We start from the raw sequence: 13,494 nt of genomic DNA, 5'->3' as shown, positions 1-13,494 counted from the left end.
TTCAGCGGCGTAAACGACGCACCAGACGGCTGCGCATCCCGGTATCAAAGCGCCAGATGTGATCGAAAATGCGCATGATGCCGGGTTTGCCATGCGCGGACATCGCCACCGCGTGAAAGCGGTGCTGATGAACGCGCTGCAGCTCCTTTACCTTATTGACCACCTCATCCGGCAGCCGCTGGGCGATAAAATCGGACACCACCACCGCGTCGGCGTCGAACCACTCGCCGCCCTGTAGCTTTTCCGCAATGGCGCGAAAACAGCTCGCCAGATCGGTGCCGCCGCGAAAGCGCTGGCTCAGAAAGCGGATCGCCTGTTCGATACCGTCGCGCCCGCACAGCTCATAACGCACCACTTCGCTCGAAAACAGCATGATAAAACAGCGGCGGTTATCGGCCAGCGCAATGCGCATCAGCGCCAGACAAAACGCCTTGGCGCACTGCTCGTTAAAGCCGCCCATCGAGCCGGACGTATCCACGCAGACGATAAACGGCCCGCGCGGCTGTTCGTCATAATCCTGGCGCGTCACTGGCCGCTGCATCACTTTTTCACGCCACGCGTCGCCCTGAAGCCGGTAAGTCAGCAACTGTTTTTCCACCAGCCGCCGGTAAAACTCATATTCCAGTTCGGTAATGCCAAGCGTCGCCAGCTCCGGCGGCAGCAGGCGCAGAATATCGTCGCTGCGCTGTAAGCCGTCGACCTGTTCCGGCACGGACGCGGGTTCACGCACCAGCGTGCGGAACGTTTCCAGCGGCGCCTCTTTTTTCGGCACCGATTTCGCCTCGCGCGAGCGCCCGAGCTGTTCGGCAAGCTGCATCAGCTCCGGCTGGTCGGCCAGGAAATCGCCATATTTCACGATAAGCTGATAATCGCCGCGCCGCAGTTTGCCGTCGCTCATATCCCACAGACGACCGGCGGAATCTTCGTTCTCCACCAGCACCTGCTCAAGCTGGCCGCTCAGCGTCATGCGCTCCTGCACTTCGCTCAGCAGTTGCTCGCGTTCTTCCTCCAGCAACTGCTGATTAAAGGACGTCGCCTGCACAACGAGGCTCAGCCGCCAGCGCTGTAAAAAGAGCGTATGCAGGGCGGGCGTAAAATGCGGGTTATCGGCGATAAGCCGCTGCGCCTGGTCAGCAAACGGCGAGCCGACGCGCCGCAGCAATTCGCTGATTTGCGGCAGCTGAACGATAAACTGGCTGGTGGAGAGCAACTGGCTTTTCTGATAGCCGATCACCTCTTCTTCCAGCTCTGGCGGCACATGCGCCTCTTTAAGCCGTGTTTTAAGCTGTTCGCGCCAGCGCGGAATATCCTGGGTCAGCGCGTGCTTAAGGCGCGGAAACTTTTCGAAAAAGACCGCCAGCTGCGGCGACGCCAGCAGCGCAATGACGATCTCTTCTACCAGCTCGCCTTCGCTGATAGCCAGAATCAGGTTCAGCGAATCCGCTGTCAGCATTGGCGCGCCTGTTTAATCTGCTCGCCCACGTCCTGAAGGCTGGCCTCGATGCGTCCTAACCAGTCGCTTTCGACGAAAAGGCATTTTTGCTGTTCGCTAAAGCGCGTATGTTGCTGGTGCCACTCGTTATCCAGATCGTCAAGCTGCTGTTTGATTTCATCCGGCATGCCGTTGGCAGACGCCGCGCCCGGCAGCGAAAGGCGCGTACCCTGCAGGCTGACGTCGCGCAGCACCAGATGCTGGCTCGCGTCCACTTCCAGATCCAGCGCCTGGGCAAAGCCGATGCCGTTCAGCTTGCCGCGGATCTCGCCGCCTTTTTGCAGCCACGCCTCCAGCGCCTCGCGCGCGAACGTCACATGGATAACGTCGATATCGTGCAGTTTCAGCGGTTTTTGCAGCAGCAGCGTCAGCGTTGGCTCCGTGAGGCTTGCGGGCAACTGATATTGCGGACGACGGCTGAACATGCCGCTCTGCTTCTCAAGGCGCAGCGCCGTTTTATCGCTGTGCTGCTGTTCTAACTGCATCCGGCGCTGGGTGATAGCGCCCAGGCGGCTCAGCATCGCGTACTGGCCCCACGCGTGTGAGGTCATCAGTTGCGCGATTTGCTGCTGCATTAACGTCATGGCGCTGGCGTCGTGCCACAGGCAGTCTTTCAAAAGGATCAGATCGATAGGCGCCACGGCATCGCGCCCGCTGAAAAAGGCGCTGGCCTGCAACAGGCGAATGGCTTTCTTCCAGCGACGATCTGAGACATAGGGTGCGTTCGGCAGCGCATCAAGCTGCTGGCGCAGGGTGAAGATCAGCTCGAAGACGGTATCCGGCAGTTTGACGTTGCCGATGCCGGTCTGCCACTGCTGATATTCTTCATCGCTCACCTGCAAGCCTGGCGGCACCGGATTTTCGTTTTCATCCTGCTGGCTCACCAGCATGGCGCGAAAGCTGTTTTTCTCCTGCACCCGATCGAGCCACAGGCGAATCAGCATGCGGTCATAGAGCGCCTCAAGACTGCTGTCCGCTTCGGGCAGCTCGTTGGATGCGGTGACCAGCAGGCGCATCGGAATTTTTTCTTCATGCGCGCCGTTACGAAAGCGGCGTTCATTAATGGCAGTGAGCAGCGTGTTCAGAATCGCCGGGCCCGCCTTCCAGATCTCATCCAGAAATACGATTTCCGCTTCCGGCAGATAACCTGCGGTCAGACGTTCATAACGCCCTTCATCTTTTAGAGCCTGTATCGAGAGCGGCCCGAAGACCTCTTCCGGCGTCGAGAAGCGCGTCATCAGGTATTCAAACGCGCGCGCGTGCTGAAACGCGAATTTAAGCCGCCGGGCGATAAGGCTTTTCGCAATGCCTGGCGGGCCGAGCAGAAACACGCTCTCGCCGCTCAGCGCCGCCAGCAGGCACATCCGGATAGCATGGCTGCGTTCAAACAGCCCTTTTTCCAGCGCTGCGCTGAGACGTGAAATTCTTTCCGCCAATAAATTGGGTTGAGCCATAATAGTTACTCTGCATTCTGACTACGCCGCCTGGTTTCTGGTGCGAGTATAGACGTTTCATATTCATGCTGATAATGGATTGATGCCATTATCTATTTGGCTTGATTTGGGTAAAGACTCGGTGATTGAGGGGTACGATTTTTTAACGAATCGTGCATACTGTGCGCTTTTTGTGGGCCAAGGGACGAAGCGCACACGGGATTTCAACGAAGACTAGTCTATGAGCACTGAGAATAAGCAATCGTTGCCTGCGATTACGCTGGCGGCTATCGGGGTGGTGTACGGTGATATCGGCACCAGCCCGCTTTATACATTACGAGAGTGTCTTTCCGGCCAGTTTGGGTTTGGCGTGGAGCGGGACGCCGTTTTTGGCTTTCTTTCTTTAATTTTCTGGCTGTTGGTTTTTGTTGTTTCTTTTAAATACCTCACCTTTGTGATGCGCGCCGACAACGCCGGCGAAGGCGGTATCCTGACGCTGATGTCGCTGGCCGGGCGCAATACCTCGGCGCGTATGACATCGGTGCTGGTGATCCTCGGGCTTATCGGCGGCAGCTTCTTTTATGGCGAGGTGGTGATTACGCCCGCGATTTCGGTGATGTCGGCCATTGAAGGTCTGGAGATCGCAGCACCGTCGCTTGACCCGTATATCGTTCCGCTCTCTATCGTGGTGCTGACGCTGCTGTTTATGATCCAGAAGCACGGCACCGGCATGGTGGGGAAACTCTTTGCGCCGATTATGCTTGCCTGGTTTTTGGTGCTGGCGGTGCTCGGCGCGCGCAGCATTCTGAACAACCCGGAAGTGTTGCAGGCGCTGAACCCGGTCTGGGCGGTGCATTTCTTCCTGGAATATAAAGCGGTCTCCTTTGCGGCGCTGGGCGCGGTGGTGCTGTCTATCACCGGCGTTGAAGCGCTGTACGCCGACATGGGGCATTTTGGCAAGCTGCCAATCCGTGTGGCGTGGTTCTCGGTGGTGTTGCCGTCGCTGGTGCTGAACTACTTTGGACAGGGCGCGCTGCTGCTGAAAACCCCCGAAGCCATCAAAAACCCCTTCTTCCTGTTAGCCCCCGACTGGGCGCTGATCCCGATGCTGATTCTGGCGACGCTCGCTACGGTTATCGCGTCGCAGGCGGTCATTTCCGGGGTCTTCTCGCTGACCCGCCAGGCGGTGCGTCTGGGCTATCTGTCGCCGATGCGCATTATTCACACGTCGGAGATGGAATCGGGCCAGATCTATATTCCGGTGGTGAACTGGCTGCTTTATTTCGCGGTGGTGATTGTCATCGTGAGCTTTGAGCACTCCAGCAATCTCGCGGCGGCTTACGGCATCGCGGTGACCGGTACGATGGTGCTCACCTCAATTCTGTTTGCGACCGCCGCGCGCAAAAACTGGCACTGGAGCCGTATCCTGGTGGGCCTGATGGTGGTGGCGTTTCTGTGTGTCGACGTGCCACTCTTTTCAGCGAACCTGGAGAAACTCTTCTCCGGCGGCTGGCTGCCGTTAAGCCTGGGTCTGGTGATGTTCATCATTATGACGACCTGGAAAAGCGAGCGCTTCCGCCTGCTGCGCCGTATGCACGAGCACGGCAACTCGCTGGACGCGATGATCACTTCGCTTGAGAAATCGCCGCCGGTTCGCGTGCCGGGCACCGCGGTGTATATGTCGCGCGCGCTGAACGTCATTCCGTTCGCCCTGCTGCATAACCTCAAGCACAACAAAGTGCTGCATGAGCGTGTGATCCTGCTGACGCTGCGCACCGAAGATGCGCCTTACGTTCATAATGTGAAGCGCGTGACGCTCGAACAGCTGTCGCCGACGTTCTGGCGCGTGGTGGCGAGCTACGGCTGGCGCGAAACGCCGAACGTGGAAGAAATTTTCCACCGCTGTGGGCTTGAGGGCTTAAGCTGCCGGATGATGGAAACCTCTTTCTTTATGTCGCACGAGTCGCTCATCATCGGCGATAAACGGCCCTGGTATTTACGCCTGCGCGGCAAGCTGTTCCTCCTCTTACAGCGCAACGCCTTACGCGCGCCAGACCAGTTCGAGATCCCGCCAAACCGCGTTATCGAGCTGGGAACACAGGTCGAGATTTAATCCTTAAGCGAAACGCCTTCCGAACTCCGGGAGGCGTTTTTTGTTGATGGGCGCGCTCTCTTTTTTTCCTCAGTTTTTCCTTAAGCGAAACGTTTCGATGGCGATCACAGTTTCGCAACGTGGTGTTTGTTTATTGTTCTTTTCGCCGGATACACTCCCTGTTAGCGAAACGTTTCGCTGATGGAGCAAAAAATGAAAAAAGGCACCGTTCTTCATTCCGGCATTTCATCCGTCATCTCGCGTCTTGGCCATACGGATACCGTTGTGGTATGCGACGCCGGGCTGCCGATTCCGTCCACGACTGAACGTATCGATCTCGCGCTGACCCAGGGCGTGCCGGGATTCTTACAGGTGGTTGATGTCGTCACGCAAGAAATGCAGGTTGAAGCGGCGATCCTCGCAGAAGAGATTAAACAGCATAATCCGCAGCTCCACGAAACGTTGCTCGGGCAGATCGAGCGGCTGCAGCAGCACCAGGGGAATACCATCACTGTTCGCTATGTTTCACATGAACAGTTCAAACTAAAAACCGCAGACAGTCAGGCGGTCATTCGCAGCGGGGAGTGTTCCCCGTATGCGAATATCATTCTCTGTGCCGGCGTCACGTTCTGAGGCCGCCATGGAACCTTTACTCCAGCTCAAAGGCATTGATAAATCCTTCCCCGGCGTTAAGGCGCTTTCCGGCGCGACGCTGAATGTCTACGCCGGACGCGTGATGGCGCTGGTGGGGGAAAACGGCGCCGGTAAATCCACGCTGATGAAAGTGCTGACCGGCATCTATACCCGCGACGCCGGTTCGCTGCTCTGGCTTGGCCAGGAGACCACGTTCAGCGGGCCGAAAGCTTCCCAGGAAGCCGGTATCGGTATCATTCACCAGGAGCTGAACCTGATCCCGCAGCTCTCGATTGCGGAAAACATCTTTTTAGGGCGCGAGTTTGTCAGCCATTTCGGCAAAATCGACTGGAAAAAGATGTATGCCGAAGCCGATAAACTGCTGGCGAAGCTCAACCTGCGCTTTAACAGCCGTCGGCTGGTGGGCGAGCTGTCGATAGGCGATCAGCAGATGGTGGAAATCGCCAAAGTGCTGAGCTTTGAATCACGCGTCATCATTATGGATGAACCCACCGACGCCCTGACCGATACCGAAACCGAATCCCTGTTTCGCGCCATTCGCGAGCTGAAAGCGCAGGGCTGCGGGATTGTCTATATCTCTCACCGCATGAAAGAGATTTTTGAGATCTGCGATGACGTGACGGTGATGCGCGATGGCCAGTTTATCGCCGAGCGTGAGGTCAGCTCGCTGACTGAAGAGACGCTGATCGAAATGATGGTGGGCCGCAAGCTTGAAGATCAATACCCGCATCTCGACAAAGCGCCGGGCGAGATCCGCCTGAAAGTCGACAACCTGAGCGGCCCTGGCGTCAACGGCGTGAGCTTTACGCTGCGTCAGGGAGAGATTCTCGGCGTGTCGGGGCTGATGGGCGCGGGCCGTACTGAACTGATGAAAGTGCTGTACGGCGCGCTGCCGCGTACCGGTGGTCGCGTCACGCTGGATAACCGCGAGGTAGTGACGCGCTCCCCGCAGGACGGGCTTGCCAACGGCATCGTTTATATCTCCGAAGACCGCAAACGCGACGGGCTGGTGCTCGGCATGTCGGTAAAAGAAAACATGTCGCTGACCGCGCTGCGCTATTTCAGCCGCGATGTCGGCAGCCTGAAGCATAAAGATGAACAGCAGGCGGTGGGCGATTTTATTCGTCTCTTTAATGTTAAAACACCGTCAATGGATCAGGCCATTGGCCTGCTTTCCGGCGGCAACCAGCAGAAAGTGGCGATCGCCCGCGGGCTGATGACGCGCCCGAAAGTGCTAATCCTCGACGAGCCGACCCGCGGCGTGGACGTCGGCGCCAAAAAAGAGATTTATCAGCTCATTAACCAGTTCAAAGCCGACGGGCTGAGCATCATTCTGGTCTCGTCTGAGATGCCGGAAGTACTGGGAATGAGCGATCGCATCATGGTGATGCATGAAGGGCATCTCGGCGGTGAATTCACACGCGAGCAGGCCACCCAGGAACTGCTGATGGCGGCGGCTGTCGGCAAGCTCAATCGCGTGACCCAGGAGTAAAAGACGTATGACTACCCAGACCGTTGCGACTCGTCGCTTTTTTACAAAAGCGTGGCTGATGGAGCAAAAGTCGCTGATAGCCCTGCTGGTGCTGATTGCGATTGTCTCCACCCTGAGCCCGAATTTCTTTACCGTTAACAATATGCTGAACATTCTCCAGCAGACGTCGGTGAACGCCATCATGGCGGTCGGGATGACGCTGGTGATCCTTACCTCGGGTATCGATCTGTCCGTCGGTTCCCTGCTGGCGCTAACCGGGGCGGTCGCCGCCTCGCTCGTCGGCATTGAGGTCAACGCGCTGGTGGCGGTGGCTGCCGCCCTCGCGCTTGGCGCGGCTATCGGCGCGGTGACCGGCGTGATTGTGGCGAAGGGCCGCGTACAGGCGTTTATCGCTACGCTGGTGATGATGCTGCTGCTGCGCGGGGTGACGCTTCAGTACACCAACGGCAGCCCGGTCAGTACGGGGTTTAATGACAACGCCGATCTGTTTGGCTGGTTCGGTATTGGCCGCCCGCTGGGCGTGCCGACACCGGTGTGGATCATGGCGCTGGTGTTCCTGGTGACCTGGTATGTGCTGCATCACACCCGTCTGGGCCGCTATATCTATGCGCTGGGCGGTAACGAGGCGGCGACGCGTCTGTCTGGTATCAGCGTTAATAAAATCAAAATTATTGTTTATTCGCTGTCAGGCCTGCTGGCGTCGCTGGCGGGCGTGATAGAAGTGGCGCGTCTCTCGTCGGCGCAGCCGCTGGCAGGCGCGGGTTATGAGCTGGACGCCATCGCGGCGGTCGTGCTCGGCGGCACCAGCCTCGCCGGTGGTAAAGGTCGCATTGTTGGGACGCTGATCGGCGCGCTGATCCTCGGTTTCCTGAATAATAGTCTGAACCTCTTAGGTGTTTCTCCCTATTACCAGATGATCGTCAAAGCAGTGGTTATTTTGCTGGCGGTGCTGGTGGATAACAAAAAGCAGTAACTCATTACTCAACAGGACATCTGATTATGAATATGAAAAAGCTGGCTACACTGGTTTCCGCCGTGGCGTTAAGCGCGACCGTCAGCGCCAACGCGATGGCGAAAGACACGATTGCTCTGGTGGTTTCAACGCTGAACAACCCGTTCTTTGTGTCGCTGAAAGATGGCGCGCAGAAAGAAGCGGAAAAACTGGGTTACGAGCTGGTGGTGCTGGATTCCCAGAACAACCCGGCGAAAGAGCTGGCGAACGTGCAGGATCTGACCGTGCGTGGCACCAAACTGGTGCTGATTAACCCGACCGATTCCGACGCGGTAGGTAACGCCGTGAAGATGGCTAACCAGGCGAAAATCCCGGTAATTACCCTCGACCGTATGGCCTCGAAAGGCGACGTAGTGAGCCATATCGCGTCTGATAACATCGCAGGCGGTAAAATCGCCGGTAACTATATTGCGAAGCAGGCCGGTGACGGCGCGAAAGTGATTGAACTGCAGGGCATTGCAGGCACCTCTGCCGCGCGCGAGCGTGGCGAAGGCTTTAAACAGGCGGTGGAAGCGCACAAGCTGAACGTGCTGGCCAGCCAGCCGGCGGATTTCGACCGTACCAAAGGTCTGAACGTGATGCAGAACCTGCTGACCGCGCATCCTGATGTGAAAGCGGTATTCGCGCAGAACGACGAAATGGCGCTGGGCGCGCTGCGTGCGCTGCAAACCGCCGGGAAAACCGATGTCATGGTCGTTGGCTTTGACGGCACTGCCGACGGCGTGAAAGCCGTTCAGGATGGTAAGATGAGCGCGACCGTAGCGCAGCAGCCGGAGCAGATCGGCGTTATCGGCGTTCAGACCGCGGATAAAGTGCTGAAAGGCGAGAAAGTACGCGCCCGCATCCCGGTCGACCTGAAGCTGGTTATCAAATAAAACCGACATTAAGAAAAGCAGGGCAACGCGCCACAGGATGTGGCGCTTTTACAGGGATACACATTATGAAAAGCGCGGGCCAACTCGTCGTTCTCGGCAGTATCAATGCCGATCATATCCTTAACCTTGAAGCCTTCCCCGCGCCGGGCGAGACTGTCACCGGCAGCCAGTATCAGGTGGCGTTCGGCGGTAAAGGGGCCAACCAGGCCGTCGCGGCCGGGCGCAGCGGCGCGGATATCGCGTTTATCGCCTGTGTGGGTGAGGATGATATCGGCGAGCGTATCCGCCAGCAGCTTTCACGCGACAACATAGATGTCGCGCCTGTCCGCACCGTCGCTGGCGAATCGACCGGCGTGGCGCTCATTTTCGTTAATGGCGAAGGTGAAAACGTGATCGGCATTCACGCTGGCGCGAACGCGGCGTTGACGCCCGAGCGCGTTAACGAACAGCGGGAAAAAATCGCCAACGCCCGCGCGCTGCTGATGCAGCTGGAGTCGCCGGTAGAAAGCGTTATCGCGGCCGCGCGCATTGCGCATGAAAATCAGACCACAGTGATTCTTAACCCGGCCCCTGCCCGCGCGCTTTCTGACGAACTGCTGGCGCTGGTGGATATCATTACCCCGAATGAAACTGAAGCGGAAAAACTGACTGGCGTGAAAGTCTCTGATGATGAGAGTGCCGCGCAGGCCGCGGCGGTGCTGCATCAAAAAGGCATTGAAACGGTCATCATTACGCTCGGTAGCCGCGGCGTGTGGCTGAGCGTTAACGGCGAAGGGCAACGCGTGCCCGGCTTTCGCGTCAAAGCCGTCGATACCATCGCCGCTGGCGATACTTTTAACGGCGCGCTGATGACGGCGCTGCTGGAAGGCACGCCGATGCTTGAAGCCATTCGTTTTGCTCATGCGGCCGCGGCTATCGCTGTGACGCGCCCTGGCGCGCAGCCTTCTGTGCCGTGGCGCGATGAGATTGACGCCTTCTTACAGGCGCAGGGGTAAACCATCGTGGCGACAATGAAAGATGTCGCCCGCCTTGCGGGTGTCTCCACCTCCACCGTCTCTCACGTCATTAATAAAGATCGCTTTGTGAGTGAGGCTATCCGTCTGCGGGTGGAGGAGGCCATCAGAACGCTGAATTACGCGCCGTCGGCGCTGGCGCGCAGCCTGAAGCTCAACCAGACCCGCACCATCGGGATGCTGATCACCGCAAGTTCTAACCCCTTTTTCTCTGAGCTGGTGCGCGGCGTGGAGCGTAGCTGCTTCGAGCGCGGCTATAGCCTGGTGTTGTGTAATACCGATGGCGATGAACAGCGCATGAACCGTAATCTGGAGACGCTACTGCAAAAACGCGTCGACGGGCTGCTGCTGCTCTGCACCGAAACGCATCAGCCTTCACCCGCCATTATGAAGCGCTATCCGGCCATCCCGACCGTGATGATGGACTGGTCACCTTTTGATGGCGGCAGCGACGTGATTCAGGACAATTCGCTTTTAGGCGGCGATATCGCCACGCGGTATTTAATCGACAAAGGCTATACGCGCATCGCTTGTGTGACTGGCCCGCTCGATAAAACGCCGGCGCGCCTGCGTCTTGAAGGATACCGCGCCGCAATGCAGCGCGCGGGGCTTCCGGTAACGGAAGGATATGAGGTGATCGGCGATTTCGAATTCGCGGGCGGCCTGCGGGCGATGCAGTCGCTGCTGGCGCTGCCCGAGCCGCCGCAGGCGGTATTTATGGGAAATGACGCGATGGCGGTCGGTGCCTACCAAGCGCTTTATCAGGCTGGCCTTCGCATTCCGCAGGATATCGCGCTGGTGGGCTACGACGATATCGAGCTCGCAAGCTATATGACGCCGCCGCTGACCACCATTCATCAGCCCAAAGATGAGCTCGGCGAGCTGGCCATCGATGTGCTCATTCATCGGATGGCGCAGCCGGAGCTTCAGCAGCAACGTTTGCAGTTAACGCCAGAGCTGATGGTACGCGGCTCCGCTTAGGCTTTATGGCGATCTTTTATGAGATTACGGCCATCTTTCGGACGTAACAGCATGAAGACCAGCGATGACACCACCGTAATCACGCCCATCGTAATAAAGGTGTAGTGGAACTGCTCAACGGTGTTGGCGTTATCGAACCCCTCATAGAAGCGCAGCACCGCGGCGCTGACCGCCACCCCAAGACTTATCGACAGCTGTTGTGTGACCGCCAGCATACTGTTGCCGCCGCTGGCGCTTTCATCTGTGAGATCTGCAAGCGTAATGGTATTCATCGCGGTGAACTGCGTGGACATCGCAAGCCCCAGCACAAACAGCGGCAGGATCAGCAGCCAGACCTGATTATCCGGTGACTGCAACGAGAACTGCGCAATCATCAGCCCGATAAACAGCGTGATGCCGACCAGCGTTTTTCGGTAGCCAAACCAGCGCAGCACCTGCGTCACGCCAGATTTCGCGATAATCGACCCAACCGCCGTGGGGGCCATCATGCAACCGGCGATAAAGGCCGGATAACCAAAGCCCACCTGTAGCATCAGCGGCATGAGGAACGGCACGCAGCCGGTGCCCAGACGGGAAGCGATATTCCCGGCAATGCCAACGGAAAAGGTGCGTGTTCTGAACAGAGACAGCGAAATCAGCGGCGCGCTGTGTCGGCGGGCGTGCCAGATATAAGCCATCATCAGCAATAACCCACCGGCAATAACGGCAATGGCCATCCACGTCGAGACGATACGCTCGCCAAACAATTCCATGCCGCTTGAGAACAGCACCAGGCTCAGGCCAAACAGAAAGAAGCCGGGCATATCAAAGCGGCGGCGCGGCGTGGTGAAGTTCGGCATGTATTTGCGCGCGTAGAACAGACCCGCGACGCCTATTGGAATGTTTATCAGGAAGATCCAGTGCCAGCTCGCCCAGGTGACCAGCACGCCGCCGAGCAGCGGCCCGAGAATCGGGCCGACCAGGCCTGGCATTGTCACGAAATTCAGCACCGGCAGAAGTTCGCTGCGCGGATAGGCGCGCAGAAGCGCGAGGCGCGCCACCGGCATCATCATGGCCCCGCCGATACCCTGCACAATACGAAAGATAACCAGCTCACTCAGCGAGCCGGACATGGCGCAGGCGAGCGAACCCAGCGTGAACAGGGAGACGGCGGTCATAAAGACGCGACGGGTGCCGAAACGGTCGGCCAGCCAGCCACTGACAGGAATTAACATCGCGACCGTCAGGGTGTAGCTGATAATCGCGGACTGCATCGCCAGCGGCGAGCGGTTAAGACTTTGAGCGATAGCCGGCAGGGCGGTGTTGAGGATAGTGGCATCCAGTGCCTGCATAAAGAAGGCCATTGCCGCTATCCACGGCAGGCCCGCCATACTGCGCGCTTTTTTAGTCATGCGGATCCTGTTGTTATTTGTCCTGCGATGCGGTCGCCTGCAAAAGCGTCTGACAGGCGCGATAGGCCTCTTCGCTTTGGGAAGAAAGAATGGCGTCCGCAATCGCCTGATGAATGTCAGGCTTGATAACCTGGTTGTGCGTTATCGACGTGAAATAATTGTAATAGATGGAGCGGAACAGACTCGCGAAAGCGGTCATAAAGGGATTGCCACTCATTTCATAGATCTGTTCATGATAGGCCATGTCGGTTTCTATCCAGCGCTCGCGGTTAAACGAGATCTGTAGCGCGGCCATTTCATCAAGCGTTTTCCTGAAGCGCTGCTTTTGTTCTTCAGTACCGTTTAGCGCAGCCAGCGCGCAGGCCTGAGGCTCAAGGCTTGAGCGCATCACCAGAAAGTGATTAACCACCGTGGTGAAGGTTTCGATGCCCATCCACCAGGTCAGCAGTTCTTTATCAAGGAAATTCCACTGGCTTTGAGGCAGCACGCGCGTGCCGATACGCGGGCGCGGTAAAACCAACCCTTTGGCGGTTAGCGTTTTCACGGCTTCTCTTACCGCCGTGCGGCTCACGCCGAACTGTTCACCCAGCTCCATCTCGCCAGGTAAAATATCGCCTGGCTTGAACTCTCCTTTAAGGATGCGTTGCGCCAGCTTCTCGGCCAGGACATAAGAAAGGTTCTTTTGAGCGGCCTGTTGATGCGCCAGTAACGACATAATGGCAATTCCTTCAGCTTTACTTCGCGCAGTAGTATGCCACTGCAGGGCATGATCTGATGTAAAAAACGGCAAATAACAGGCTATATGGCGGTTTTACGTGATAAATGGTGAAAAAAAGCGCGCTTGGAAACTTTTTTTTAATTTCCTCTTGTCAGATTCTGATTACTCCCTATAATGCGCCTCCACTGACACGGCACAACGGCAAACGAGCCGGCACGTCAGGCAGACGAAAGCGAAAATAAACGCTTGACTCTGAAAGAGGAAAGCGTAATATACGCCACCTCGCGACAGCAGGCTGAATGCCGCGTCGCACCGCTCTTTAACAATTTATCAGACAATCT

11 protein-coding genes are annotated in these 13,494 nt (G+C 57.5%); 7 read left to right on the top strand and 4 right to left on the bottom strand.

The features are described from left to right. Position 1: 1 nt before the first annotated feature. Both viaA and ravA read right to left on the bottom strand, forming a co-directional pair. Complete coding sequence (gene viaA / locus ACUW6V_RS18695) at positions 2-1,453, bottom strand: ATPase RavA stimulator ViaA (protein WP_004386180.1); 1,452 nt, start codon at positions 1,451-1,453, stop codon at positions 2-4. Continuing rightward, a complete protein-coding gene (gene ravA / locus ACUW6V_RS18690; RefSeq protein WP_097564185.1) occupies positions 1,447-2,946 on the bottom strand; it encodes an ATPase RavA in 1,500 nt (499 codons plus the stop codon). The genes viaA and ravA overlap by 7 nt, the downstream gene beginning before the upstream one ends. 220 nt (positions 2,947-3,166) lie before the next feature. Between ravA and kup the strand changes: the two genes are divergently transcribed. The 7 genes from kup (at position 3,167) to rbsR (ending at position 11,044) form a co-directional block, all read left to right on the top strand. Beyond that, entirely contained in the window at positions 3,167-5,038 is a 1,872-nt protein-coding gene (gene kup, locus ACUW6V_RS18685; protein ID WP_007872196.1) for a low affinity potassium transporter Kup, read from the top strand. 192 nt (positions 5,039-5,230) lie between these two features. Beyond that, positions 5,231-5,650, top strand: coding sequence for a D-ribose pyranase (rbsD, locus tag ACUW6V_RS18680; RefSeq protein ID WP_029039520.1), 420 nt, complete (start codon positions 5,231-5,233; stop codon positions 5,648-5,650). Positions 5,651-5,657: 7 nt separating this feature from the next. Continuing rightward, positions 5,658-7,163, top strand: coding sequence for a ribose ABC transporter ATP-binding protein RbsA (rbsA, locus tag ACUW6V_RS18675; RefSeq protein WP_004386186.1), 1,506 nt, complete (start codon positions 5,658-5,660; stop codon positions 7,161-7,163). 7 nt (positions 7,164-7,170) lie between these two features. Further along, complete coding sequence (gene rbsC, locus ACUW6V_RS18670) at positions 7,171-8,136, top strand: ribose ABC transporter permease (RefSeq protein WP_004386188.1); 966 nt, start codon at positions 7,171-7,173, stop codon at positions 8,134-8,136. A 26-nt stretch (positions 8,137-8,162) separates the two neighbouring features. Continuing rightward, positions 8,163-9,050: a ribose ABC transporter substrate-binding protein RbsB gene (gene rbsB / locus ACUW6V_RS18665; RefSeq protein WP_004386189.1), complete on the top strand. Its 888-nt coding sequence runs from the start codon at positions 8,163-8,165 to the stop codon at positions 9,048-9,050. Between the two features lie 65 nt (positions 9,051-9,115). After that, a complete protein-coding gene (gene rbsK, locus ACUW6V_RS18660) occupies positions 9,116-10,045 on the top strand; it encodes a ribokinase (RefSeq protein WP_014727762.1) in 930 nt (309 codons plus the stop codon). A gap of 15 nt (positions 10,046-10,060) precedes the next feature. Next, positions 10,061-11,044, top strand: a complete 984-nt coding sequence (gene rbsR, locus ACUW6V_RS18655) for a ribose operon transcriptional repressor RbsR (RefSeq protein ID WP_161585231.1) — start codon at positions 10,061-10,063, stop codon at positions 11,042-11,044. On the opposite strand, the gene mdtD is transcribed toward rbsR, so the two are convergent. Together mdtD and ACUW6V_RS18645 are read right to left on the bottom strand one after the other, a co-directional pair. Further along, positions 11,041-12,435: a multidrug transporter subunit MdtD gene (mdtD, locus tag ACUW6V_RS18650; RefSeq protein WP_004386192.1), complete on the bottom strand. Its 1,395-nt coding sequence runs from the start codon at positions 12,433-12,435 to the stop codon at positions 11,041-11,043. The two genes, rbsR and mdtD, sit on opposite strands and share 4 nt — an antisense overlap. Before the next feature lie 13 nt (positions 12,436-12,448). Continuing rightward, positions 12,449-13,150 carry a FadR/GntR family transcriptional regulator gene (locus ACUW6V_RS18645; protein ID WP_105579023.1) on the bottom strand — a complete coding sequence of 234 codons (702 nt, stop codon included), beginning with the start codon at positions 13,148-13,150 and terminating at the stop codon, positions 12,449-12,451. Positions 13,151-13,494: the final 344 nt, after the last annotated feature.

The sequence above is a fragment of the Cronobacter sp. 153480017-3 genome, assembly GCF_053627815.1.
This window is presented reverse-complemented; position numbering and strand designations above follow the sequence as displayed.

What these genes read in the sequence shown, in the direction of transcription:
- rbsK (WP_014727762.1), top strand. Translation starts at nt 9,116, where the DNA reads ATGAAAAGCGCGGGCCAACTCGTCGTTCTCGGCAGTATCAATGCCGAT.
- rbsR (WP_161585231.1), top strand. Translation starts at nt 10,061, where the DNA reads ATGAAAGATGTCGCCCGCCTTGCGGGTGTCTCCACCTCCACCGTCTCT.
- ravA (WP_097564185.1), bottom strand. Translation starts at nt 2,946, where the DNA reads ATGGCTCAACCCAATTTATTGGCGGAAAGAATTTCACGTCTCAGCGCA.
- rbsB (WP_004386189.1), top strand. Translation starts at nt 8,163, where the DNA reads ATGAATATGAAAAAGCTGGCTACACTGGTTTCCGCCGTGGCGTTAAGC.
- rbsD (WP_029039520.1), top strand. Translation starts at nt 5,231, where the DNA reads ATGAAAAAAGGCACCGTTCTTCATTCCGGCATTTCATCCGTCATCTCG.
- rbsA (WP_004386186.1), top strand. Translation starts at nt 5,658, where the DNA reads ATGGAACCTTTACTCCAGCTCAAAGGCATTGATAAATCCTTCCCCGGC.
- ACUW6V_RS18645 (WP_105579023.1), bottom strand. Translation starts at nt 13,150, where the DNA reads ATGTCGTTACTGGCGCATCAACAGGCCGCTCAAAAGAACCTTTCTTAT.
- rbsC (WP_004386188.1), top strand. Translation starts at nt 7,171, where the DNA reads ATGACTACCCAGACCGTTGCGACTCGTCGCTTTTTTACAAAAGCGTGG.
- viaA (WP_004386180.1), bottom strand. Translation starts at nt 1,453, where the DNA reads ATGCTGACAGCGGATTCGCTGAACCTGATTCTGGCTATCAGCGAAGGC.
- kup (WP_007872196.1), top strand. Translation starts at nt 3,167, where the DNA reads ATGAGCACTGAGAATAAGCAATCGTTGCCTGCGATTACGCTGGCGGCT.
- mdtD (WP_004386192.1), bottom strand. Translation starts at nt 12,435, where the DNA reads ATGACTAAAAAAGCGCGCAGTATGGCGGGCCTGCCGTGGATAGCGGCA.